At 46.0% G+C, this 25,535-nt stretch carries 19 protein-coding genes; 9 read left to right on the top strand and 10 right to left on the bottom strand.

Annotated elements, in window-relative coordinates; translation table 11 throughout:
• The first annotated feature begins 8 nt into the window (after positions 1-8).
• The 3 genes from KFE96_RS15845 to KFE96_RS15855 all read left to right on the top strand — a co-directional run bounded on the left by KFE96_RS15845 (position 9) and on the right by KFE96_RS15855 (position 4,681).
• Entirely contained in the window at positions 9-602 is a 594-nt protein-coding gene (locus KFE96_RS15845; protein WP_255833518.1) for an RNA polymerase sigma factor, read from the top strand.
• Between the two features lie 14 nt (positions 603-616).
• Positions 617-1,711 (top strand): FecR family protein, encoded by a 1,095-nt coding sequence (locus tag KFE96_RS15850; protein WP_255833519.1) that lies wholly within the window; start codon positions 617-619, stop codon positions 1,709-1,711.
• 132 nt (positions 1,712-1,843) lie between these two features.
• Positions 1,844-4,681: a TonB-dependent receptor gene (locus KFE96_RS15855; RefSeq protein WP_255833520.1), complete on the top strand. Its 2,838-nt coding sequence runs from the start codon at positions 1,844-1,846 to the stop codon at positions 4,679-4,681.
• A 48-nt stretch (positions 4,682-4,729) separates the two neighbouring features.
• On the opposite strand, the gene KFE96_RS15860 is transcribed toward KFE96_RS15855, so the two are convergent.
• From KFE96_RS15860 to KFE96_RS15895, 8 genes are all read right to left on the bottom strand, one after another.
• Entirely contained in the window at positions 4,730-6,574 is a 1,845-nt protein-coding gene (locus KFE96_RS15860; protein ID WP_255833521.1) for an ABC transporter ATP-binding protein/permease, read from the bottom strand.
• Between the two features lie 97 nt (positions 6,575-6,671).
• A complete protein-coding gene (locus KFE96_RS15865) occupies positions 6,672-7,718 on the bottom strand; it encodes a YeiH family protein (protein ID WP_255833522.1) in 1,047 nt (348 codons plus the stop codon).
• Between the two features lie 17 nt (positions 7,719-7,735).
• Positions 7,736-7,981, bottom strand: coding sequence for a DUF6356 family protein (locus KFE96_RS15870; protein WP_247016870.1), 246 nt, complete (start codon positions 7,979-7,981; stop codon positions 7,736-7,738).
• Between the two features lie 228 nt (positions 7,982-8,209).
• Positions 8,210-10,279, bottom strand: a complete 2,070-nt coding sequence (locus KFE96_RS15875; RefSeq protein WP_255833523.1) for an alpha/beta fold hydrolase — start codon at positions 10,277-10,279, stop codon at positions 8,210-8,212.
• A gap of 70 nt (positions 10,280-10,349) precedes the next feature.
• A complete protein-coding gene (locus KFE96_RS15880; protein ID WP_255833524.1) occupies positions 10,350-12,182 on the bottom strand; it encodes a hypothetical protein in 1,833 nt (610 codons plus the stop codon).
• 9 nt (positions 12,183-12,191) lie between these two features.
• On the bottom strand, positions 12,192-13,103 hold the full coding sequence (locus KFE96_RS15885; protein ID WP_247016876.1) for an ABC transporter ATP-binding protein: 912 nt from the start codon (positions 13,101-13,103) through the stop codon (positions 12,192-12,194).
• A 10-nt stretch (positions 13,104-13,113) separates the two neighbouring features.
• Positions 13,114-13,533 carry a GntR family transcriptional regulator gene (locus KFE96_RS15890; protein ID WP_247016878.1) on the bottom strand — a complete coding sequence of 140 codons (420 nt, stop codon included), beginning with the start codon at positions 13,531-13,533 and terminating at the stop codon, positions 13,114-13,116.
• 223 nt (positions 13,534-13,756) lie between these two features.
• Entirely contained in the window at positions 13,757-14,341 is a 585-nt protein-coding gene (locus tag KFE96_RS15895) for a uracil-DNA glycosylase family protein (RefSeq protein WP_255833525.1), read from the bottom strand.
• 168 nt (positions 14,342-14,509) lie between these two features.
• On the opposite strand from KFE96_RS15895, the gene KFE96_RS15900 reads away from it, so the two are divergent.
• The 3 genes from KFE96_RS15900 to KFE96_RS15910 all read left to right on the top strand — a co-directional run bounded on the left by KFE96_RS15900 (position 14,510) and on the right by KFE96_RS15910 (position 18,933).
• Complete coding sequence (locus KFE96_RS15900) at positions 14,510-15,610, top strand: response regulator transcription factor (RefSeq protein ID WP_255833526.1); 1,101 nt, start codon at positions 14,510-14,512, stop codon at positions 15,608-15,610.
• A 90-nt stretch (positions 15,611-15,700) separates the two neighbouring features.
• Positions 15,701-18,082 carry a TonB-dependent receptor gene (locus tag KFE96_RS15905; protein WP_255833527.1) on the top strand — a complete coding sequence of 794 codons (2,382 nt, stop codon included), beginning with the start codon at positions 15,701-15,703 and terminating at the stop codon, positions 18,080-18,082.
• Between the two features lie 11 nt (positions 18,083-18,093).
• Entirely contained in the window at positions 18,094-18,933 is an 840-nt protein-coding gene (locus tag KFE96_RS15910) for an alpha/beta fold hydrolase (RefSeq protein WP_255833528.1), read from the top strand.
• Positions 18,934-19,005: 72 nt separating this feature from the next.
• Here KFE96_RS15910 and KFE96_RS15915 read toward each other — a convergent pair whose 3' ends face one another.
• A complete protein-coding gene (locus KFE96_RS15915) occupies positions 19,006-22,398 on the bottom strand; it encodes an amidohydrolase family protein (RefSeq protein WP_255833529.1) in 3,393 nt (1,130 codons plus the stop codon).
• Between the two features lie 252 nt (positions 22,399-22,650).
• Here KFE96_RS15915 and KFE96_RS15920 point away from each other — a divergent pair, with 252 nt between their 5' ends.
• Both KFE96_RS15920 and KFE96_RS15925 read left to right on the top strand, forming a co-directional pair.
• A complete protein-coding gene (locus KFE96_RS15920) occupies positions 22,651-22,881 on the top strand; it encodes a hypothetical protein (protein WP_247016890.1) in 231 nt (76 codons plus the stop codon).
• Between the two features lie 91 nt (positions 22,882-22,972).
• The gene (locus KFE96_RS15925) at positions 22,973-23,212 is read left to right on the top strand and encodes a hypothetical protein (RefSeq protein ID WP_247016893.1); all 240 of its coding nucleotides are present in this window, start codon (positions 22,973-22,975) and stop codon (positions 23,210-23,212) included.
• Between the two features lie 61 nt (positions 23,213-23,273).
• Here KFE96_RS15925 and KFE96_RS15930 read toward each other — a convergent pair whose 3' ends face one another.
• Positions 23,274-24,449 (bottom strand): alanine--glyoxylate aminotransferase family protein, encoded by a 1,176-nt coding sequence (locus KFE96_RS15930; RefSeq protein WP_255833530.1) that lies wholly within the window; start codon positions 24,447-24,449, stop codon positions 23,274-23,276.
• 258 nt (positions 24,450-24,707) lie between these two features.
• On the opposite strand from KFE96_RS15930, the gene KFE96_RS15935 reads away from it, so the two are divergent.
• On the top strand, positions 24,708-25,430 hold the full coding sequence (locus tag KFE96_RS15935) for a TetR/AcrR family transcriptional regulator (protein WP_255833531.1): 723 nt from the start codon (positions 24,708-24,710) through the stop codon (positions 25,428-25,430).
• The last annotated feature ends 105 nt before the right edge of the window (positions 25,431-25,535 follow it).

Below are 25,535 nucleotides of genomic sequence, written 5' to 3' on the forward strand. Positions count from 1 at the left end.
AGTGAGGTATGAAGTTTCCAAAATACCTCCGAAAAAGGGAGGAAACCAGCAGCATAAAAGAACAAGCTGCTGGTGATAAAGCATTGGCAAAGGAAGAGATTCAACAACTTTTCCAAAGCCATAATGAAGAGTTAGTGCGCTACCTGACTGGCCGTCTGAAAAACCATGACGAAGCCATTGAAGTAGCGCAGGAAGCGTATGTACGGCTATTGCGGCTGGATGATGCGAACACTATTGGCTTTTTAAGGGCTTTTCTCTTTAGAACAGCTACCAACATTGCCATAGATCGCATTCGCCGCAAAGGCAGATCTCAGGCCTACACAGAAGAGGAAACTGCAACTTCCTCCGCCCAGGTTTTTGATTTCACGCCCGAACGTGAAGTCGCAGGCAAGCAAGCTTTAGAGCAGGTTATTTGCTGTATTGAAAGCCTGCCCGAGAAATGCAAATACGCTTTCGTTGAATATAAATTTAAACACCGTGATTATGATGAAATCGCACTCGACATGGGCATTTCATCAAGCATGGTACGTAAATATGTTGTCAGAGCGATGGTTCACTGCACCGATGTTTTGGGTGATGAACTTGATGCCTGGCAAAACTAGCGGGACAGTTCTGTATGAGTAACGATACTGTTGAAAATAAGCTGGATAAAAAAATCCTGGAAGAAGCGGCAGATTATTATCTGACCCTGCAAGACGGTACAATGTCTAACACTGAACTTCGTGCCTGGCAAAACTGGTTCCTGAATTCGAGAGAACACCGCGTTGCCTTCAGAAGGCTTGAAACTCTGTGGGGCAAACTTGATCAGCTAGATATAAGTGATTTGGAAGCTCACGGCCCAACCGAATGCATAGAAACCACCTCAGAACGCCCCGCAAACTTTGCTGGTGGTTCTGTACTCAGCCTTGTAACAGAAAATAATACAGAGCAGCCCCCTCAAAACACTTGGCACAGTAAATATGCTGCCATTGCGGCTTGTTTTGTTTCTCTGTTTATGGCGGGGTACTTGCTTTACTCCCCGTCTACTGATTTACCTAGCCCCCCAGCTATCCAAGCCTACGCGACTGTCACTGAAGATCAGCAACTTGTTAAACTTTCTGACAGTTCCATTGTAGAACTTGGTCCTGACAGTAAAATCGAGGTTCAATACAGTAACAGTTCAAGAACGGTACGCCTTCTGGAAGGGCAAGCCATTTTCACAGTCGCCAAAAATCCTCATCGCCCTTTCATTGTTGAAGCAGGCGACGGCACTGTCACTGCCATTGGAACTGTCTTTAATGTTATAAAAGCACCAGAAGGTGTTGTTGTTAAAGTCCTTGAAGGTACAGTCGCTGTTCGTTCTGAAGAAGAAAACACAGAAACAACTTCTTCACCAGTGGCACTCGTAACAGCTGGTAATGAAACATCCTATTCCAAAACAGAGGGGCTGGCCGAAGTACGCACAGTCGATGTACACGAAGGCCTCGAATGGCGTGTTGGGGTCCTCAGGATGTTAGAGAAACCTCTTGATGAAGTAATCGAAGAATTGAACCGCTATGTGGAAAAGGAAATCCGTATCGGCGACAAGGAAATCGGTGACTACAGCTTCACTGGCACTGTATACCCTGATCAAGTAGATAACTGGCTGGAAGGGCTTCAGCAAGGCTATCCGCTTAAGGTCGTTCGTGTTGGCTCCAGCATTGTTTTGATGAAGGCTGATGAGCAGCAATAATTGCCATTATTGACAGAATATTGCGTGAAATCAGATTTATTTTAAAAAAAATTCCAATTTATCCGTACTTCAGCGTCTTAGGAAATAACTGGCTCAAAATATACATGCCAGTACATAGTGGAGGAATAAACGGTGAAGACTATAAAAAAGAAAAGTGTTAAGCGGATTGTCGGCTCTATGCTCGGCGCCACTGCACTTGCACTTTCCATGAGCACTGCTGCTCTCTCTGATGATGCAGCGCGTGACATTGATTTTAAAATTAAACCGCAAAAAATGCAGTCTGCCTTGCTGGCATTTTCAGAGCAAGCGGGCGTTCAGCTTATTCTAGCAGCAAATACACGTGACCTACCTTCAAGCAGAGGCTTGACTGGTAAAATGGAATCACGTGAAGCACTTGATATGCTCATTAAAGGCACTGACTTAGAATATACGTTTACCAGCGCCAATACAGTTACTGTTAGAAAAAAGCCAGAACCTCAGCCGAGCATAGCCGTAGCGCAGCCAAGCAGCCAAAGCCAGAATAGCGATAGCGGATCTACAGGCGCGATTGAGGAGATTATTTCTGTAGGTACGCGCGCAAAAGGTAGAACAGCAATAGCAACTCCAGTACCTGTGGATGTTGTAAACGCTCAAGCACTCGCAGACACAGGCCAAACAGAAGTAGGCCGCATGCTGCAAACTCTTGCGCCCAGCTTCAATTTCTCAAGTTCATCTATCTCTGATGGTACAGACGCTTTACGCCCTGCTACACTTCGCGGCCTTGGTCCCGATCAAACCCTAGTGCTCGTTAACGGCAAACGTCGTCATACAAGTGCACTTCTACATGTAAATACTTCCGTTGGTCGCGGTGCATCTGGTGTTGATATGAACGCAATCCCTGGCGCAGCACTAGGCCGCATTGAAGTTCTTCGTGATGGTGCTGCCGCGCAGTATGGCTCAGACGCAATTGCCGGCGTAATTAACCTTGTGCTCAAGCAAGGTTCTGAAGGCGGCGAAGTGAATGTTTCTTATGGCCAAACTTATGAAGGCGATGGCGAAACATTTGTAGCAAACGCAAATGCAGGCTTCGGCCTTGGTGACGATGGCTTCATTAACCTGACAGCTGAATACCGTGATCGCGGTAATACAAACCGCGCTGGCCTTTCTGGCGCAGTTCAATACCCGCTCCTTGATAACGGCGGTGCTTGTAACGCTTCAGATAACAGCGGCTGTGATCCTCGTGAGTTTGATTTTGACCGCCAGAATTTCCGTATTGGTGATGGTGATAGTGAACAAAAAGCGCTGGTTCTAAACGCTGAACTACCTATTGATGACAACAAGCGTTTTTATCTATTCGGTACCTATTCTGACCGTGAAAACCAAACCGCTGGTTTCTATCGTCGTGCGAACCAGTTTAACCGCACAGTAATTGAGCTTTACCCGGATGGCTTCCTACCACTAATCAATACAACGATTGAAGATTACTCCCTATCTGGCGGTATCGAGTGGTCACTTGATAGTGGTTGGGATTTAGATTTCAGTATCAACCACGGCTCGAATTCATTCTCTTACCTGATCTCAAATTCGTTGAACGCTTCTTTCGGCGTAAACAGCCCAACATCAGCCGAAGCTGGTACACTTGGCATCAGCCAAACCACCTTTAATGCTGATGCTGTGAAAACATTTGATCTCAATGGTGTGGAAACAACCATCGCCTTCGGTGCTGAATACAGAGATGAGAACTTCACAATCGAAGCTGGAGAACCAGTTTCCTATCAGGATGGTGGCGCTCTTAACACCAACTGCCCAGGCTGTGATGTAAATCCTGTTCCGTATTCAAGTGGTTTTCAGGTATTCAGAGGTTTCTCACCAGCAAATGAAGTAGATGAAGGCAGAAACAACTTCTCGCTTTACGCCGATGTGGAAGCGCAAATCACAGATTCATGGATGATCGCTGTTGCTGGTCGCTATGAAGATTACAGCGACTTCGGTAGCACCTTGAATGGTAAGTTCTCTACTCGTCTTGAAGTTACTGAAAACTTTGCCCTACGCGGTTCTATTTCAACAGGTTTCCGTGCACCATCCCTGCAACAGAAATTCTCAAACAGTGTTTCTACACAGTTTGTAACTGTTGATGGTCAAACGGTGGCGCAAGAACGCGGTACATTCAGAAATGATAGCGAAATTGCCCGCCTGGCTGGCGTGCCTGAACTGCAGGAAGAAACATCTATCAGCTTCAGTGGTGGTTTTGTGGCTACTATGGGTGCCCTCACCATTACGAGTGATTATTACCATATTGAAATTGATGATCGCATCGGTATTTCAGCAGGTATTGATCTAACCCAACCAGGCTTTGAAGCCGTTGCGGGGGCTGCCTCTTCAGGCCAATTCCTGCTTAACATCGCAGATACCACAACGGACGGCGTAGATGTTGTTTTAACTTATGATGTGGAACTTCCAGGTGATCAAAGTCTCAGACTTTCAGCATCCGGCAACTACACGAACACCTCTGTAAAAGATGGTTCCATCGTGAACTCAATCGGCGGTGTTAATGTTGGCCCACTGTTCACCCCACAGGATATTTCCATTGTAGAAGAATGGCAGCCTAAAACACGTATAAACCTATCTGCCAACTACCAGACAGGCCCTTGGGCGATCATTGCTCGCCTTAACCAGTTTGGTTCCTACACAGTTTGCGAAGGCGCGTGTGATACACCAACAGGTGCTGGCCAAAACGTTCAGGACTTCGGTTCAAAATGGCTGACCGACCTTCAGGTAAGCTACACCTTCGGTGATAGCGGCCTGAAACTGACAGTAGGCGCGAATAACCTGTTTGATGTAACACCAGACCGTAACCTTATTGGTCAGTCTCGTGGTGGCACCATTGCAGGTATCGTCGATTCCCCGGGTGTATTCCAATTCTCACGTCGTTCGGCGCCATTCGGTTTCAATGGTGGCTACTGGTACGCGAGAGCAACGTACGCGTTCTAAGAATTACAAAGTTTCCCAGACTGGCTGGCCTCAAGAGGCCGGCCTTTTTTATGCCTCAAGCTTCACTAGCTTTTCTTTAGCTTCTTTCACCTCAAGTTGGCGTTGCCACATATCTGCATACATACCTTGCATATCAAGCAGTTCGCTGTGGGTACCCCGTTCAACAATCTCTCCGGCATCCATAACAAGGATTTCATCTGAGTCCACGATGGTTGAAAGCCTGTGGGCGATAACAATGGTTGTCCGGTCTTTAGAGATTTGCTCAAGAGATGCCTGAATATCTCGTTCAGTCTGGCTGTCCAACGCTGATGTCGCCTCGTCGAGCAACAGAATAGCAGGGTTTTTCAGGATCGTTCGTGCAATAGCCACACGCTGCTTCTCGCCGCCCGATAGCTTGAGACCTCGTTCACCAACTTCGGTGTCATAGCCCTCGGGAAGGGCTTCAATGAAATTATGGATTTGAGCTAACCTTGCTGCCTCAATAACTTCTTCATCTGTCGCGCCCGGGCGCCCATAACGAATATTGTAGAGGATTGTATCGTTGAAGAGCACCGTATCCTGCGGCACTACTCCAATCTGTTCGCGCAAGCTTTTCTGGGTAATGGTTCGTATGTCCTGTCCGTCTACAGAAACACCACCTTCCGCGATATCATAAAACCGGAAGAGGATACGAGAGATGGTGGACTTGCCAGCACCACTAGCCCCAACGATTGCCGTCGTCGTGCCCGCAGGCACCATAAAATTAATACCTTTAAGGATCGGGCGGTTTTCCGCGTAATGGAATTTCACATCACGGAACAGTACACCACCACCGTTTATTTCAAGATCTTTGGCATCGACATTATCGGTCACATCAGAATGAGTGCTGATAACTTCAAACATTTTTTCCATATCGGTAAGGGACTGTTTGATTTCGCGGTACACAAATCCGAGGAAATTTAGCGGCATATAAATCTGGATAAGAAGAGAGTTAATCAGCACATATTCACCAATAGTGAACTTGCCTTGCACCACACCCTGTGCCCCCATCCACAAGACAAACACCAAACCCAAAGAAATGATCAACCCCTGCCCTACATTCAGTAATGTAAGCGAAAACTGGCTGCGAACAGCCGCGCTTTCAAAACGTTCAAGCGCCTTGTCATAACGGCGACTTTCATGTTCTTCGTTTGTGAAATATTTCACTGTTTCAAAGTTGATCAAGCTATCAATCGCCTTGGTATTAGCCTTGGTATCCTGATCATTCATTTCCCGACGGAACTTAAGGCGCCACTCGGTTACTGCGATGGTGAAATAGATATAACTCGCGAGTGCCGCAAACGTTACAGCAGCATAAAGGAAGCCAAACTTCACCCAGAAAATACTACTGATCAGCACGATCTCAAGCAGGGTCGGTAAGATATTGAACAGCATAAAACGAAGTAGAAAATCAATACCTTTGGTACCGCGTTCGATAATGCGGCTCAAGCCACCTGTTTTACGTTCAAGATGAAAAGAAAGAGACAGGTTATGCAAATGGCGAAAGGTTTTAAGAGCCACCTGCCTCAGTGCATGTTGACCTACTTTTACAAATACAGCATCCCGCAACTCACCAAAGAGAAGGCTAAGCACACGGGCAATGCCGTAGCCAATAATCAGGCCGGTTGGTATCGCGATTGCGATAGCCTCGGCTGTCGCTTTTGGACTGAGGGCATCAACCGTGTCTTTAAACAGAAACGGCACATAAACCCCGATAAATTTCGCAGCTACAAGAAAAGAAAGTGCAAGGATAACACGCCAACGTAAATCCCAGCGGCCTTTCACCCACAGATACGGCAGTAAACTTTTCGCTGTTGTCCAGTGTGACACTGTTTTAGCATCCTCACTAGCATTCTGCCCTGTCTGCGAAGCCATAAGAAAATCCTGTTTAAAAAATTAAAGGCACACCGATTATGGAGTGCCTTACGTAATATATAAATAATTTTCTTTATTTTAAGAGATTAAGAGCAAATTACATTAAAATAATTGAGAGCCCACACAACGCGAAAAGCGCTAACCCAATTGTTTGCAGGCTAAGCGCCATAAGCGGCCTTGGGCCAACCCCTAAAATTTCTTTCACATTGGTTTTCACACCAAGTGCAGCCACCGCAGTTACCAAACACCAACGAGAAAAACTACTGATCTCAGCCGCAGCAAATTCTGGAATAAGACCTGCGCTGTTAATACCAACGAGAAGCAAAAAGCCAATCAGGAAAAGTGGCAATAAAGGACCAGTTGTGGTCTTGCCGTCGCACTCGCTACCTTTTTCCCGGTAAACAAGGCCAATCATGAAAACGGCTGGTACAAGACACGCCACGCGCATCAGTTTTACCACCGCACCAGTCTCCCCTGCGGTATCGGAGATAGCATAACCAGCACCAATGACCTGAGCTACATCATGGATTGTAGCGCCAAGGAACATGCCTGCAGCTTTATCATCCATCCCCAAAGATTGAGTGAGAACTGGATACAGAATCATTGCAATGGTGCTAAGGGCGGTAACACCCGCCACAACAAGGATGGTGTGGCGCTCTTTGTTTTCATACTTGGGTAATACAGCGGAGATAGCCAGCGCAGCAGATGCACCGCATATTGCCACGGCCCCAGCCGTCAAAACAGCAAACCTGGAAGACAACCCAAGTGCTCTGGCAATAGCAGCCCCCCCAATAATTGTAACGGCAACCCCCATAGTAACCAGTACAACGATTGGCGCCCCGAGCGCGCTTAATTCTCCGACGGTGAGCTGTACCCCAAGGAGCGCCACACCAATTCTTAAGATCGTTTTTGATGCAAACTGAATACCCGGCGCATATTTGGTATCTTTACCTAAATGATTGAAGGCAATACCAAATAGAAGCGCAAACAGCATCGTTGGCCCACCGTAGCTTCTGGCAACAAAGGTCGCCGCCATAGCAAGTGTGAGTGTCAGGAAAACTCCCGGTATATTATTTTTTGCTGTTCCCCAGTTCAATGTGGGCAGGTCGGCCCGGCCGGGTAAGGCGTTTGATAAAAACGACATGAAAAACCAGCCCGTCGCTATGCTAATTCTTCAGTATTTGAAACTCTTGGCTTGCGGCGATCACGGTTTAAAACCATACGATCATGCAACTTCGTAATCGCTTCGCTGCCTGTTTTAACGAATAGGAATGGAAAAAAGCCATGTAGCAAACAAGCGATACCGTTCAGAAGCATACTTGAACCAAATGAGAATGCTTGCCCCATATGCTCAAAATAACTTTCGCCAACTGTTTCCGGATGTTCAGTGAATAATTTTTTCAACACAGCCTCTTCCTCATAGATTACTAGCAGTTACTTCCCTATGAGGATATTATGGCCCAAAATCGTAAGAAAAATCAGTTTTAATTTAATATTTATTTCAAATTTTTTAGCATAATTACACTAATTAATAGCGATTTATTGGAAAAAATTAAATTAATAAAAGTTTATATGCGCAATTATTTACCCTTTCACCACACCTTTGGCTTCGGGAATTTAATTGCGCATTTTTTCTTATTTTGACAGTACATTGTTGACGTCAATCACTAACGCCTTTTGCAGATATTTCTGTAAGCGCACGCTGGTTTCTTGTTGAAAACGCCCCCCAACATGATCATGGAGCGCTTTCTCTAACATATAAAAATACGCCTCTCGATGAAGTTGTTTTCTAGGGGAATGGCCTGCACGTGGCTCCACCATTAAACTAATCGGCTTACCAGCTTCCTGTTGTTTAAGGGCATAATCTCGAACATTCAGAATATTCACCCGATCATCTTTTTCACCGGCCCAAAGGTATAGCGGCTTAATTACTTTACCAGCATGAGCGGCCGGTGATTTAGCGTAAAGCTCCTCTGTTTGTCCTTCAATATCAGGATCAGCAGAAAGATATTCCAGCCTTGCAAGGCGCCTTAATTCACGATCCGATTTAGCGCGCTTACTTAAAAAACGGACGGCAGCAACTAGATCAACGGGCGGAGCGCCCGCAAATCCAACTTTGAACGTCTCAGGCTCATAAGCCAAAGCACCTACTGTTGAAAAGCCACCAAAAGAATGCCCTGCGATAGCTAGTCTATCTCTATCCCCAATACCTCGAGAGAGCACATATTCCATGCCGTCCATAATATCTTGGTGTACACGGCCTTTGCCAAAATCCCGATTAGCTGAAATCAGATAATTGAAACCATACCCACTTGAAGCACGAAACGCCGGCTCAAAAACTGCATAACCGCGATTTGCTAAAAATGCTGCCTGACTTTTAAAAGCACCATAATCTCTGGCCCACGGGCCACCATGAGGAAACACAACAAGTGGCACTTTAGAAGGATCCAGCCCTTTTGGTAACGTTACATAGCCATATTGTTGCATACCATCACTCACAGTGTAGCTAATGGCAACCCTTGCACCAATATCTGCCTCTTCCATTCTTGGATCTTCGGCATAGATCTCTTCAATATGATCTTTTAGCGGCCTTGTAACAGCCTGTGTTTCTTTATTGTAAAAGTGAAACTTGGGAGCTGAGTGGGTAGCGCTGATCCCCATAAGCATCCAATTATTCTGAGCACGATCCGTGACGATTTCGTAAAATTTCTCATCAATGCGGGAGGTTAGATGAGTTACTACACGCTGAATTTCTGGTTTTAAACCGTAGGTACTTGAGTATTCATCCCGGTACGAAACCATAAGCGGTTCGAATGTACGATTATCAAGTATGGTTTCATCCAGGTCATACCGACTTTTAGGGTCAGTATGCACCAATGTCTTATTGCCGTTCTCCAGATCAAATTTATAGAGCGAGGTTAAATCCCCATCAAAGCGTGCCTGAATAAAGAAGAAACTCCCCTCTTCTGGAGCACTGACAAACTGACACGGATCTCTGAATTCACAGGTATAAAAAGGCACTTCTTTATCATCTATTATCTTTGAAATTTGGCTTGTTAACCCTGCCGAATTTCGTTTGATAAGCGATATATCCATACTCGGAATAAAGAGAAAATCATCCACTCGCTTTTCCGAACGGAAAAACTCTTCCTTACTTCCATCAGGAAACACACGAAACAAACCGTACGTATTATCTTCATCGCGTCTCAATGAAACAAAGAAGGCATGAGGATGCTTTTCATCAACTCCGTAATAGAATTCCTCTTTTTCAGAATCCAAGTTGATGACAATCTGTGGCAGCGTGCCTTCCTCAAGTTTTATTACATTTACATTTTGTCGCGTCCTTACGAAAAGATGCTGTCCATCGCCAGACCAGGAAATCCGGTTCACTTCTTTTGAAGTTAGCAGCTTCCTGCGTTCCGATGTTTTAACATCATGCAACCACACCTCATCATGGCGGCCCTTTGCAACCTGATAAGCTATCATCGCACCGTTCGGGGAAAGTTTTACCCCACGCACTGGCTGTCGTTTAAAGATTATGTTTCGGTCAATGATCGGTGCTTCAGCAGAAGCTTTCATTTGTGCAATTGCATCGTCCAGATCATCAGCCTTAGCTTCAATAGATGTGAAAACCAGTGTTCCAGCAGCTGCAAGTAAGGCATAGCTCACCTGTTGCCGCACTTTATAGGTAAAGTGCTTCATCATGTTTTCCTCTGTCGTGTAGTTATTTGGTTTTATTTAGGTGCGGCTACTCATAACCGCACCTCTACAGAGTTTACGCTTTTGCTTCGCGCTTCCATGGGCTCATCAAAACAAGAGCTATAAAACCAGGAAGGCCATAAATTGCTCCCATCACAGTCCAAGTGAAGGTTTGAGCTTTCCCTAGCTTTCTGCTCCTGCTCCACAGGAACGCAAGCAACGCTGTAAGTACTTGTAAGAACCCTGCAAAAATCCAGACATGGGTGTCATACCGATTACCTGTAATATCCTTGAATGGGATATTTCTGGTCTCGCTTGGCTCGATATAGTGCAAATATACATTCTTCAGGATGTAATTTGCTGGTGACGCAATGAACTCTAGATGCTGGATCCAAAACGGATGCCTCTTGTAAGCATACTGCTCTTCGTGGATAAGTTCTGATGAACCGCCAAGTTTCGCATGAACAATCGATGCACCCGGCTTGTTATTCGCGAAGTAATCATTGCCTGAGAAAAGCATCATATACCCATCAGCTAAGCGGTATGTGGCTACCCATGCCATCGCTTCTGGCCTTGTTGGATGTTCAACAACATATTCAGCTTCAGCCGCTTCAAACTCATCAATAAAAGCCACTTTATCAAACAGGTAACTCTTCTTGTCAGAAACGATTACAATGTAATCTTCGTTAATCTGGAGACGACCAATATATTCTTCACCTGCGTCAGGTTGGTGTTTAACCAACATCTCACGATCAGCAAAGTTCACATGATAAAGATGCGATGTTGTCTCAAGGAATGTTTCACCGATCATAAATGGTACTTCCTTGAAGCGGTCAGCTTCAGTCACAGCATCCATATTATCCAGAAACCCGTTCTGCCCAATAACACCAATGATTTCATCAGTTTTATTGTTTCGCCCAATCAGTAACATTGCATCATGAGAGAATTGCCATATCTGGTTCAACCCGCGAGGTTGAAGCGCATACTGCTTATCCTTCACATACATTTGCCCCTGACGAGGGAAAGTCCACTGATTAAGGCTAAAGAATTCCTGATCAGCAAGTTCGGCCTGCTTCGCATAAATATCAGCCGACGGGTGTGTGCTGTTGCGTAATACATATGCCGGACGTTCACCCATTTCATATTCATACATATAGCTGAAGCTACCATCATATGGGTTATCGTCAGGATGTTGGCCTGTAATGAAAAGCGGTAGATGGTAAAAGACTGTCGATGACGCCATTATTGCCATTACAATACCAAGTGCCATACCGCTAACCTGTAGGAAAATCGCCCACGGCTCTTTTGTATGTGCTGTCAGATCCGCCTTAAAGCTGTTGAAATTCAACAAAAACAAGCCGGCAAGAATAATGATCGCTGGAAAAAATTGCTTAAAATCAGTTTCGGGATTAGGCATCAAATAAGCTGCAATCATCAGAATGATCAGAAATGCCCCCTTACTGGCATTAAGCACAGAGAAGGTGCCAACAGCATAAGCCGCAAAACATGTAAGCAGAAGCTGAAGGATATAAGCATAGTGACGCATATCCACTGTTTCCGCGGTAAAGGCATCAAATCCACTCGTCATAATCAAAAGCGGCACAACCACCACAATGGAAATAATGGTCAACGCTGCGCCAGCCAAAGCAATAAATATCTTATGAACTTCGAGCGGACGGTGGATCAGATAAGTCCAATGGTTAATGCGCTTATGCAAAATCATTTGCACAATACCAAAGCCAAAACTACCGCCCACAAGGCCAATATTCATTGCAGATATTTGCAATGCATCAGCCTCGAAAAACGGCTTTAACTTTGCCAGAAAACCGTAGAATGCCAACACAGCAACTACAGCACACAATGCCCAAACTCTATAACGGGCAAATTCAGCTTTATATAATTCAAACATGTTTGCCCCCTATCCGATTTTGCTGTCGGGAGAATTATGGTTTTTGGAAAGGAATGCGTTTACCGCACGTTCAAGGTTCACTGGCATAGACTGTAAATCTGTCAGCCCCAGATGCTTAACCTTTTCCGGGAAATCATCCCCTTGATCTGTCACCATAATATGGTGTTGATCGTCAATGCGTTTGATATTGAGCAGCCCTGGTATTTGTGAACGGTCAATAGGTTTACCGTTTACTTCCGCCGCCCAAACAGAAACCCGCTCGACAAATTCATGCGGAGCACTGTTATTCTTCAAATGCCCTTTTTCCATAATAATGAGCTGATCAGCGACCCGCTCAATTTCTTCCATCTGGTGGGAACAATAAATGATCGTCGCTGCACGTTCTGTTTCTGTGAACATCAGTGCTTCCAGAAATGACTGTTTAGCGACAACATCAAGGCCCAAGGTTGGCTCATCCAGAATAAGTATTTCCGGGCTTTGCGCCAGCGCCATGGACAAATTCAGCCCCGCGCGTTCACCGCGCGAAAGACCCGAAATCTTCTGATTTGGATCAACATCAAAATAACCAATCACATGGTCATAAATTTTTTGATCCCATAGAGGATAAAAGCTCCTCTGCATATGGGTTGCAGCCTTCGCTGTCATCCATACTGGTAAGGTATGTTCTTCGTTCACATACCCAACCTTACCCCGTACATCGGTTGTTAGGTTTTGGCTATCCACACCCAGAACCTTTGCCGATCCACTCGTGGGAGCAATCATCCCCAGGAGCAAACGGAACAAAGTGGATTTACCCGCGCCATTACTGCCAACAATGGCATGAATGCCGCCCTTTTGGACTTTCAGAGAAAAGTCGTTCAGGGCGGTCTTCTTGCCATAGCATTTGGTCAGTGCATCTGTTTCTATGCAATAGTCTGTCATGCTATCCTCGCTAGACCTCATGAGTTTTCTTTTTTGCAGACAGTTTGCTAAGGCTCGCGGCTACATGACCAATGATTTCCGCTTCACTGAAATCCAGATAAGCAACATCACCAACAAATGTTTCAACGGCCTCTTTCAACTGTTTTTCCTGCTCTTCTTTGCTTAAAAGCTGTCGTGGCTCGGACACAAATAAGCCCAGTCCTTGCCTTGCTTCTACCAAGCCTTGCGATGTTAGTTCCGCATAAGCTTTGGCCACAGTATTGGCGTTGATCATCAACTGGAGAGCTAACCCTCGAACGCTTGGTAACTTGGCGCCCGGTATCAAATTACCACAAGCTATCTCCATTCGAATACCATCGACAATTTGCCGAAATATTGGTCGGGCATCACCTGTTACAATTTGAATATTTACCGAACTCATAGCGCTCATTTCAGTATCAAACCCACTGTACTGCGTGTAGTAGTACAGTGGGTACGGTTATAACTTTTGTCAACAGTAATATTTTGCACATGCTTTCACCAAACACGGTTAAAACATAATAAATTATTGATTTTAAAAGATTTATTATCTCAGCAAAAAATTACATGTCATTCACACGGTGTACTATATTTCACTAGTACACCGTAGTACAGCTAAGAATCAGGCAAGAAAATTAATTGATGCAGTCACGCACCTGAGTTTGAAGTTCTGGAACCACTTCAGCCTCAAACCACTGGTTTTTACTAAGCCAGATATTATTGCGCGGACTTGGATGCGGCATCGGGAAATAACCGTCTGCTTGAAAATCTCTCCAAGCCTTCACAGTTTCAGTCAGATTCTTTCTGACTTGTCCTTTCATATGCCAGTTAAGTGCATATTGCCCCACCAGCAGTTTAACCTTCAAATTCGGTAGGAACGCCATCAAATCACTACGCCACGCTTTCGCGCACTCTGGCCTTGGTGGCAGATCACCCGATTTACCAGTACCTGGAAAGCAAAAGCCCATAGGCAGGATGGCCACCAGTTCAGGATTATAAAATTCGTCTTTACTAAGACCAAGCCATAATCTCAGCCTATCACCGCTCGCATCATCAAACGGTACACCGGTTTCGTGCACTTTTCTGCCAGGAGCTTGCCCAGCAATCAGAATGGAAGCGTTAGGGTGCACCTGCAGGACGGGCCGTGGCTCATGTTCAAAACAAGATGCACATAGACGGCACCCTTTAACTTGTTCTACTAATGTTTCTAAAGCCTGCACACAACTCTCCCTAAAACAAAGGCAATTTAACAAGCGACAGTTCACCTTGCCACACTCTGGGATTATTTATCAAAAACTTGGGACAAACTGCATAGTTTCCACCAATTTGACTCGTATTGCACAGTCATGATAGCGTTTTTAAGGGTCAGCTTTGAAAGGATATCTGCCTTGCTAGAGGCACGGGATATTGAGCTTATATCATCGATTTCTGGCATGTCTGGTGAATGCCAGTCCATCACCGAATTTGTCGATGCTGTACTTGTGCCAATGACTGAGCTTTTCAAATCGAATTCCAGCCTGTTTTACACGAATTCAAACCAGACACCGGGACTGTCTCTGCAGGATTGCTTCGCCAATAACCTGGATACTCTTTACTGTGATATATACCAAAGCAACTATCACCAACAGGACCCTTGTTACGCACTACTTGGGCAAAATTCCCACGAAAGTAAGTGCGTGTCTGTCTCTACCGATCAAGCAATAGGTCGCGAACACCATTATATTAACAGCGCTTACTATGAAGATTTTCTGCAACCTCAGAACATCCATCAGAGCCTGATTTTCACTATTGCGGATCGGAAAAACTATTATGGTCTCTTTGGCTTACATCGCCCTTTACATAAAGGTGCATATGAACAAAGCGATCACTTAAAGGCAAAATTACTCGCGTCGCACTTTTCCACTAGCCTGAAAGCACTACAGGCCACTATGGCCCGCAACGATGAACAGCAAGCTCTCGCCGCTATGATGGCACGTTCTTCTATGCTAGGGTTCATCACTGTAAATACACAAGGTAACATTACGGCTAAATCAGCAGACCTCACTAATAAAATTCAGGGTTTAGTAGCTATTCCAGATCATCAACTTTGGCCTATGCTTCTAGATAGTTTTACACCGGAAACACGTCAATTCTGCATCAATGCCCTGAGGGGTGATACTCTACAGGTAACGGATAGTATTGAAGTGCCGTCGTGTGCTGAAAAACAATTGCCCGCTCTCTTTATATCTGTGCCGGAAATGGGAAAGCTCACAGTCTTTTTCCTTAATGAAGGTGCGCGAAATAATATCTCACAAGGTAAATTAAAGCACTTCAACCTCACACGCAGGCAGCAAGATGTAATTCATCTGATCAGCGAAGGACTTACTAACACACAAATCGCTGATAAAATGGGTGTTAGCCCGAAAACACTGGAAAGCCACCTCACCGCTATTTACAGGAAAACTGCCTGCCACAACAAAACCGGGCTTCTATCGGCACTGCGCCCCTGATTCATAGGGGGTATCCCCGATTTCCATGACGAATACTGGAATTTAAAATACTTCCAACCATCGAATTATGGAGAGTGTTGGGAGAAAAACATGACCAGAAGATCAACCATACAGACATTATCAAAAACACTTATAAAAGCTTCAGCATCAGCTTCCATTGTCGCGCTGGTGGCAGGAACTCCGGCAGTCGCACAGGAAGACGAAAAAGAAAACGCGCTCGAAGAAATTATCATTACAGCTACGAAACGAGCTGAATCCATTCAAACTGTTGGCCTGAGCGTTACCGCCCTTCAAGGTGAAGACCTGCAAGCTCGCGGTGTCAGTGAATTTGCTGATTATGCAATTTCAATCCCAAACCTTTCGTTCGGAGCAACCGATGATGGTGTTCTGGCAAACCGCACGATTTCCATCCGCGGTATTGAAGGCCTGAATACCACCAGTTTTTATATCGATGATATTCCGCTCGATGAATCTATTGATCCTCTCGTGTTAGACGTTGAGCGTGTAGAAGTACTGCGAGGGCCACAGGGGACGCTATTTGGCGCGCGGGGTCTTGGCGGTACAATTCGCGTGATCACCAAAAAACCGGAATTTGATGAAGCAACCATCCGTTTCCATGGCGGCCTGTCGAACACCAAAGAAGGTGGCCTGAATTATCTATTTGATGCAGCTGCCAATATCCCAATATCTGATCGTTTCGCAGCACGCGCAACGGCTTACTATCAATATGAAGAAGGTATCTTTGATAAAATCGTAGGCCCATCCACAGCACCCGGAGTTGTTGTACCGACGGGCACTGCTGGTGCACTGGTGGGTGATGCTCCATCCACACAAGAAGACATTGATGACCGTGAAATATATGGAGGGCAATTAGCACTCAGACTTGACGCTTCAGACGCACTTACCTTTAACGGGCGCGTGATGTACCAGCGCACTGAGCTTTCAGGCTTTCCGCTTGCTGATTTTGTCACCAATCAAACAACAGGGGAACTTACCCTTGTTGGGGATGATTTCACGCAAGAGCGCCTCTTTAATGTGGATGAAGGCGGTACAGACGAATGGGTGCAAGTTAGCCTGAACATAAACTATGAAACTGATTTTGGTACTTTCACCTCCGCCACAGGATACTTTGATCGCACCACCAATGAATTTGAAGATTCGAGCGAATTTATTTCTTTCACTCTTCTTGGCCCAATCCTGCAAGGCGCAGGGTTACCAACCCAGCCAACCGCAGTATCTTCACCAATTTTCCAGTCCCTCGAATTTAAGACATTCGCTGAGGAAATCCGGTTTGTTTCTGATTTTGCTGGCGATTTCCAGATGACAGTTGGTGCCTTCTACCAAAACACTGACGATAATGAAGCCTTTGACCCGCCAAATATCGCACCCGGATTTGATGCTGTTTTCTCAGGCTTCCTGGGGGCGCCCGGCGGATTAACAGGTACTGGTGACCTAATCTTCACATCTGACACGCATATGCAAATTGAAGAACTCGGCCTGTTTGGGGAGTTCACCTATAATTTCACAGACAAACTAAGTGCCACCCTTGGCGTTCGTTATTTTGATACTGAAGTAACAACAGACGATGTGATTGGCGGATTTGCGGCTGGCGGCCTCAATATAGTGTCACCAGAAACGGTACAATCAGAAGATGGCTTCAATTTCAAAGGTCTTATCGAATATGAAGCCAACGAAAATGTGTTTGTTTATGCATCTGTTGCTGAAGGTTTCCGTATTGGTGGCACCAATGGTGAACTACCCGCGACACTCGGTTGCCCTGCCCAGGCAGAAGCGCTTGGCTTTGGCACTGGTGACGACACCCGAACCTTCGGCTCTGATAGCCTGGTCAGCTATGAACTAGGCACCAAAACCACATGGAACGGAGGCAAGCTCACCGTGAACGCCGCTGCTTTCCACGTGAATTTCGATAACATTCAGCAGCGCATTCTGCTTGGTTGTGGCTTTGATTTTGTTGGAAACATTGGTGCCGCGAAAAGCACAGGGTTCGAGTTTGAAATTGCGGGCCGACCAAATGAACATTGGTTCCTTCAGGCTGCCGCCGGATACACCAACGCTCGTTTCACGGAAACTGTACCGGGCATTGCAACAGATGGTGACCCGCTTCAACAGGTACCTGAGTGGACTTTCTCCGCGACAGTTGATTATGAAACTCCGGCATCTTTCGGTGATTTCCAGTGGTTCAGCAGATCGGATTTCGCGTATGTGGATAGCAGTATCAGTACCGTAGTGGATAGCAATTCTCCACGTATTCGTCCGTCTTACGCGCAGGTTAATACGCGCTTTGGCCTGAGAAACGACCGGTATGCAATCACACTCTTTGTGGATAACCTGTTTAATGAAGATGCCGTTTATTCAGATAACCGCACATTAGCCGCAGAAGCTGGCGGACGTCCGCGTATCGTACGCAATCGTCCCCGTACTATAGGAATTGATTTCCGGGCAAACTTTTAAGGGCTGGCTATATGTTTTTGCCTGATCTTAAAAAGGAGATGCTTGAAATAGCATCAGGTATCTCCCTTGCCTATGTTGAACGCAAACCAACACCAGTGCTCGCTGATGCCCCCACTTTACTATTTGTACCGGGCTTCACGTTTTCCGCGGAAGTGTTTCATCATCAACTGGAAGAATTTTCCAAAACCCACCATGTGATCGCGCTTGACCCCAGGAGCCACGGCGCTTCTACAATCGCCGGTGAGGGGAACGATTACACAACAATTGCCCATGATCTGGAGCTTTTCATCGGTGCAAAAGGGCTAACAAATATCACACTCATAGGCTGGTCATTCGGTGCATTTGCCACATGGCAATATGCAGCCAAATATCCAAGAAACCTCCATGCGCATATCTGTATTGATATGCCGCCTATTGGTATGTCTGAAGATCCTGATATCTGGACAGAGGGCAAAATAGGCGACCTTGGCGGCGCCTATCATGCCCTGACCTCAAAGGAAGGGCATGCAGCGATGATACGGGAATATGCTGAACATGTGATGTTTAGTGGCACCTTAAGCGATAAGGAATTAAGCCGTGTCCTAGAGATATCCCAGCAAACACCGCATGTAGTTGCATCACAGCTTTTTGCATCTGGCCTTTTCAGTAACAGGGAAGAAGAAGCGAAAGCCATTAATGGCGTCGTCCCTACTCACTTTTACCTCGCTGAACATTGGAGCGCTGAAGCAGAAGCATACCTGATGAGAACTTTACCTGACGCAAGCATATCCAGCTTTGGCGGTCACATGATGTTTCAGGAATTTAGTGATCACTTCAACAGAGATTTAAGCGCCTACCTTCAGTCTCTGTAACTAAAGAGCTTTATGCTCTTCACACTAAAAAAGGGGCCCAAAAGCCCCTTTTCTTTTGCCTATTCCAACCTGTTATTTAGGGCCTTGATCATGGAACCAAAGTTTTGGCAACGCCCGCTTACGTGGCCATTCTTCGTTCATGGTATCATCATCATAAAGACGGCCATTCATCATCACCCTGTGGATATCTACGGTGTTTTTCAGATCAGCACGTGGGTCTTTATTCAGAACAACAAGGTCTGCGAACTTGCCCGGTTCAATAGAGCCCACTTCATCGGCGTGACCAATGATATGCGCACCATCAATGGTCGCTGCCTTGAGCGCTTCCATCGGTGTGGCTTTACCTGAACCAAGGGACCAAAGCTCCCAGTGATAACCAAGCCCCTGGAACTGACCATGGCTACCAACACCGACCTTGCCGCCTGCGCGCTGGATATCAATGGCACTGTCCGCCACCCGCGTGAAGGCATATTCTTCATCACGGAACCAAGGAGCACGCTTGGTGCGGCCATCCACAATATTATGCGGCATAAAGCGGTTTACCTTCTCATCATCGTGCGGGTTCTGATTGGTGAAATAATAGTTTTCACCCCATGGGCCGCCGTATGTCACGAGAAGGGTTGGCGTATAACCAATGCCAGTTTGCGCAGCTAACTGCACCACATCCTTATAGAGCGGCACAATCGGGATATTATGCTCATTACCCGCAAAACCATCAATCATGTGTGTAAGATCAAGCTTCGCATCAAGGCCGCCCTCGGTTGTTGGCATGATGCCCACTTCCTTAGAAGCATCCACAATATACTGGCGCTGTTTCCGGTTGCCGGTAATGTAAGCTTTGATGTTCTTGGTACGGTAATGATCTTTATAGCGGGTCAGCACATCCACAGCATGCTCTTTGGATTTAATATTGGTATCGGAGAATACACCCGGCCCGGTTGACCATGCACGCAGGCCAATCATCCGGCCTGCTTCCACCATATCCTGAGCTACAAAGATATCTGTCGTGCTTGTTTGCACATCAAGGCCGCTGGTAACACCGTAAGCAACGTTTGCAAGGAACGGCCAGAAGTTCTCTTCCACAACCCCATTCCGGCTCCAGTTACGCCAGTGACCATGGCTATCCACAAAGCCTGGTGTGATAAACTTACCGCTCACATCACGAACTTCAGCGCCGCGTGGGATATCCACAGAACCTAGAGGACCAACAGCTGCGAACTTGCCGTTTGTTACCACAACATCCGCATTTTCAATGGTGCCTTGCTCTCCCATCGTAAGCACAGTTGCACCGCGCAGAACAATTGTACCTTCTGGGTTATCACGCGGCACTTCCACACGGGCTACGTAGGTTTGATATTTCTTAGGTTCTTCGGCTTTTTCTTCTTTCTTTTCAGCATCCGTATTTTCTGCTGCTTCAGAAGCTGTTTCCTCCGCCTTTTCCTCTTCCTTACTTTCTTCTTTCTCTGGCTTCACCCACTCAACGTCAGAAAGTTTCTGGGTGTAGAGTGTACTCCCCACAGACCACAGGATAGTTTCACCGTCGTCAGACCATTCGAAATAATCAACACCAATATCAGAAAGCGTTTTAAGCGGTACGCTTGGGCCTGCAACATTCACAGTTACAGCTTTTCGGCCAGTTGGCGGCACATTAATGAGCTGCAATTGTTCCTGCGAACGTGCTAGCGCAAATCGGCCGTTCGGGCTAAGGCGCATATCACGTGCAGGCACGGGTTTTGCTGCAAAATAAAGGCCTTTACCCGTTACCTTCAGGTGATCTCGGCGGTCAGTACCATCAAGACGTACAGAGAAAAGCTTATCGCCATCATAAAGGTTCACGCGGTCAGCCTGATCACCAAAATGAATGCTGCCAAAACCTGAACCCGGCATAATCACTCGTGTTGCACCGGTTTTAACATTCACTGCAATCAAATCACGCTGAGCGCCAGCATTCCCGAGATTGAACTGGTGGTTAGAGGAACGGATCGCAACAATTTCATCACCTGCTGGTGTGAAATGTGGTTCGCTATAATAACCAGAGATTTTTGTTATCTGCTCAGGCTTGCCCCTACCATTCGCACGCATACGGTATATCTGTCCACCATCTGTATCCCAACTGATGTAAGTGATATAGCGCCCGTCTTTTGACCATGACGGCTGGTGTACATTGTTACCTGCTCTGCCGATTTTCTTTGGCGTACCACCCTCTGCTAACTGCATTGAATAAAGTTCACCAAGTGCTGAGAACACAACTGTATCACCGCTTGGCGACATCGCTGGTGTTTGCGCCATACGCGCTACCACTGGGCCTTCCGGGTCTTTTTCCTGATGAACAAGATCAGCGCCAATATCCAGCTTCACTTTCGCAGTGAACGGAATAACTGTGCGCTTGCCGTCTGCAATATCAATACGTTCGATCTTACCGCCACTTGTGGTGATAATCGCACTGCCATCAGGCGTGAAGCTATAAGCAGGCATAAGATCACGTGTCGCACGGGATTCTTGATCATCCCGTGTCACAGGGTAAGCAAGCCAACGGTCTTCACCTGTCGCGAGATTGCGCACACGGAAGCCAGTATCTGTTTCATGGCGTGTACCATAAACAAGCATCGTACCGTCTGGCGAAATAGCCGGCCGCATCGCGCCGCCATATGCGGTTACGATAGTATCTGTCGTGCCTTCCTGAAGGTCACGGCGGACCACCCGCCAAGGAAAGTTAGACATATTGTATGAAAAACCGCCCTGCTTGGTGCTGTAATATAGATACCGTCCATCTTTTGAAACGGAAACACCCTGTGCATTTGGCTGGCGGTTCCTAGGTGTATTCGCACCTTGCGGGCGAGAGTTGGTTACCTGAATACCTTTACCGCCATGCTTGTGGTACATCCAGATCTCATTAGCACCGATACCGTTCGGCAGTTGAGATACATATACGTAGTTACCGTCAGCTGACCATTCAGGGCTCATAAGCTCACCCGATGCCAGTGATGAAAGCTTCTTTGGCTTGGAACCATCGGCATTTGCAATATAAAGATTTTCCGAACCATCCTGATCAGAAATAAAAGCAATCTCTGTACCATCAGGTGAATATGATGGCTGAGACTGGAAACCCATGCCAGTTAGAACAGCTGTCGCTTCACCTCCTGCCATTGGCATAGTGTAGATATCACCAAGAATTTCGAACATGATGGTGCTGCCATCAGGCGATACATCAAGCGCAATCCATGTTGCTTCATCAGTTTCAAACTCAACAGTACGTGACGGCTCAAGTGGCAGGCCTTTTTTCTTGTCTCCGCCTTCACCTGGCTTTTCAGTTACCACACTTGTCATTCGCATATGAACAGGTGGTTCTGTCCATTTTTCATGAACTGATGGTGGTGGTGCCTCCGCAGATAAAACTGCTGGCGCATAAAATAAACTTGTTGCAAACAGCGCTGCAGACAGCGCCTTCGTTGAAGTGCGTGACATAGTTGCCCCCTCGCCCAATTTCCCAATTCCAAATTTATATATTCAGACTGCTACACCGTAACATTGGTGAAAAGAGGCATTAAATAAAGAATCTGTCAGAGCACACGGTAACTCCACAAATAGTATCAAAAATACAACATCAACACCTCATTATGTACTAAATCGAACAAAAACTAATAAGTTGTATTGATACACTAAATAAAAGATGCATGATTATTTTTGCACGAAAAATACAACTTGGGGAGACATATCATGTCTATTGAAGCATTATCATTCGAGCAAACCACTCAGGTATTTGGCGGTAGCGGCCGCACTGCTGAGGACCCACTATTCAGCAGCCCTCCGGCTGGCTTCGTAGCAACTGGTTTATTCGACTGTAACGGTAGTACCCGTTTTCAGATTTACATCAATCTAGACACTTTTGAGACGGTTTGTGTTTTTGAAGGCACCGGTTGTTCCGGCGGTCCGCACATAGGCCTCTAATAATCAAACGGGGGAAAACCAATACAGTTTCCTGCGTTTCATCACGAAAATAGGGTCAACTATTCTTCAACCACAATCAAGGGGACACGCTATGTCTATTGAAACACTATCGTTCGAACAAACTGATCTGGTATTTGGCGGTGATGGCACCTCAGCCGATAATCCGCTATACAGCACCGCACCTTCTGGTTTTATTGCTACAGGCGCTTTCCAATGCCTCAATGGCCAAAGATCACAATTCTTTTTCAATCCTACAACACAGGAAGTTATCTGTGTCGCGGCAGGTGGCTGTGATGGTAGCCACGGGCCAATCCTCGAAGGTGGGTTTTAACCTGTAAAAAAGGCGGGGACCATATCATAGGTTCCCGCCTCCTGAATTCAGCTATGACTACTTATTCATCAAGCACAACTCTAGCAGCTTCAAGTGCTGCGATACCGTCAACCGGATACTGATGCGCTTTAAGTGCATCTGCGATTGCAGTGATACATAGCTCCACATTCTCTTCAGATGCGCTTGAACCCATCAAACCAATGCGCCAAACCTTACCAGCCATAGGCCCAAGTCCAGCACCAATTTCAAGATTATGCTTTTCAAGCAGGTAGGCACGAACGGACGCTTCATCCACTCCGTCAGGTACGACCATAGCATTCAACTGAGGTAAACGGATTTCCTCATCGACAAGGAATTTAAGGCCAAGCTTCTCAAGACCTGCGGCCAACGCTTCATGCATTACCGCATGGCGTACCCATACATTTTCAAGACCTTCTTCTGAAACCATAACCAAAGCTTCATGAAGTCCGTAAAGTGCATTCACAGGGGCTGTATGATGATAACTGCGACCACCTTCACCATCCCAGTAACTCATCACCAATGATAAATCGAGGAACCAGCTACGAACCGGTGTTTTTCTAGCTTTAACCTTTTTGATGGCTTTATCGGAAAATGAAACTGGTGAAAGCCCTGGCGTACAGGAAAGACATTTTTGAGAACCAGAATATACCGCGTCAATCTGCCAGCCATCTATTTCCACAGGAATACCACCAAGACTTGTCACCGCATCCATAATGGTTAGACAATCATATTTGCGTGCAAGCTCAGCAAGCGCCTCAGCATCAGCCCAAACACCAGTTGATGTTTCCGCGTGCACAAAGGCCAGAATTTTAGCATCCGGATTTGCTTCAAGTGCAGCTTCAACATCCTCAAGCTTTGGAGTAGTGCCCCATTCTGCATCGACCATAACGGCGTTACCACCTGCACGGACAACATTTTCGCGCATGCGTTCACCAAACACGCCATTGCGAATAACTACAACCGTATCACCTTCATCAACAAGGTTGGCAAAACACGTTTCCATACCTGCGGACCCTGGTGCCGATACCGGGAAAGTGAGTTTATTCTCTGTTCTAAACAGCGCTTTCAAACCCTCTTTCACTTCTTCCATCATTCGCTGAAAATCGGGATCAAGATGACCAAGTGTAGGACGCGCCATCGCTTCCAGAATACGGTCCGAAACATCCGATGGTCCCGGGCCCATCAAAGTGCGTTTTGGCGGTATAAATGATTTCATTTCTAACTCCGAATATTGAAAACGTGGTGCAGAACTTTAAAAGCCATATAGGCCAATTAAATCACGATTAAATAGTGAACTGCGCACAAAATGTCAGAAATCCAGCACTTCTTCCAGCAGGAAATGTTGAAACATGGCAGTTTGCAGCCAAAGCAGATCGACACATTCCAAAATCAAGCCAGTAAGAATGATCAGGTGTTTGACACATTTTTAAAAATGAACTAAATTCGAATTCAAATTTATATCTCAGGGCCATTTATGAGTATTCAGGAAAAACGCCAGCAGCGCGAACAATTGATATTGGATCATGCTATTTCACTTATTGAAGAAGCAGGCTTCTTCAGTATGAAAATGTCTGATCTGGCGAAACGCGCCAAGCTTTCGGTGGGCACACTATACAGTCATTATCCTTGTAAGGAAGATTTATTGATTGCGCTCGCTATCAAGTTTTCTGAGCAACACCTAGAATGGTTTAGAAATTCTCAAAAATTTGGGAATACGCCAGCGGAAAAGCTGATAGCAGCCTGCCTGAATGATATGGTAGAGACCTCTGATCAGGTTGCCATGAGTGAGCTTGCCCATCTATCCATGGCTCCTTCAATCTGGAAACGCGCCTCTCCTCTCTTGACAGACCGCCTGCACAGTTTTTTTAACGAGGCGTGGCAGCTATTTTCAAATCTCGTAGCTGAAGCTGCCCCTGAATTTGGCAGAGACGCTTTTACGGAAAAAGAGAACAGGTCACTTAACTTGGGTTGCTGGTCTTTGGCCGTAGGTATTGATGCTCTTACCTTTTCTTCCATTATCGAATCTGAAACAGCAAATGTAACTCAAACCGATTTTGCCAGAGAAGATTGGGGTGCAATCTTCATTGAAAATTTAGCAAAGCATCTCACTGGTTGGGGCTGGACTGAGCCTAACCCTATTGAAAAAGTGACTGAAATTTTCGACACTATTCAAAACAGTCAAACAACTTCCGAATAAGATTCATTTTTTCCTTGAAATTAACGAAATAATAGCTATTTATGCCCAAAATGAATTTAATTCGATTTTTTTACGAATTAAAATCTTAAGTAGATAGCCTGAGTA

The sequence above is a fragment of the Kordiimonas sp. SCSIO 12603 genome (assembly GCF_024398035.1).
Lineage (GTDB): Bacteria > Pseudomonadota > Alphaproteobacteria > Sphingomonadales > Kordiimonadaceae > Kordiimonas.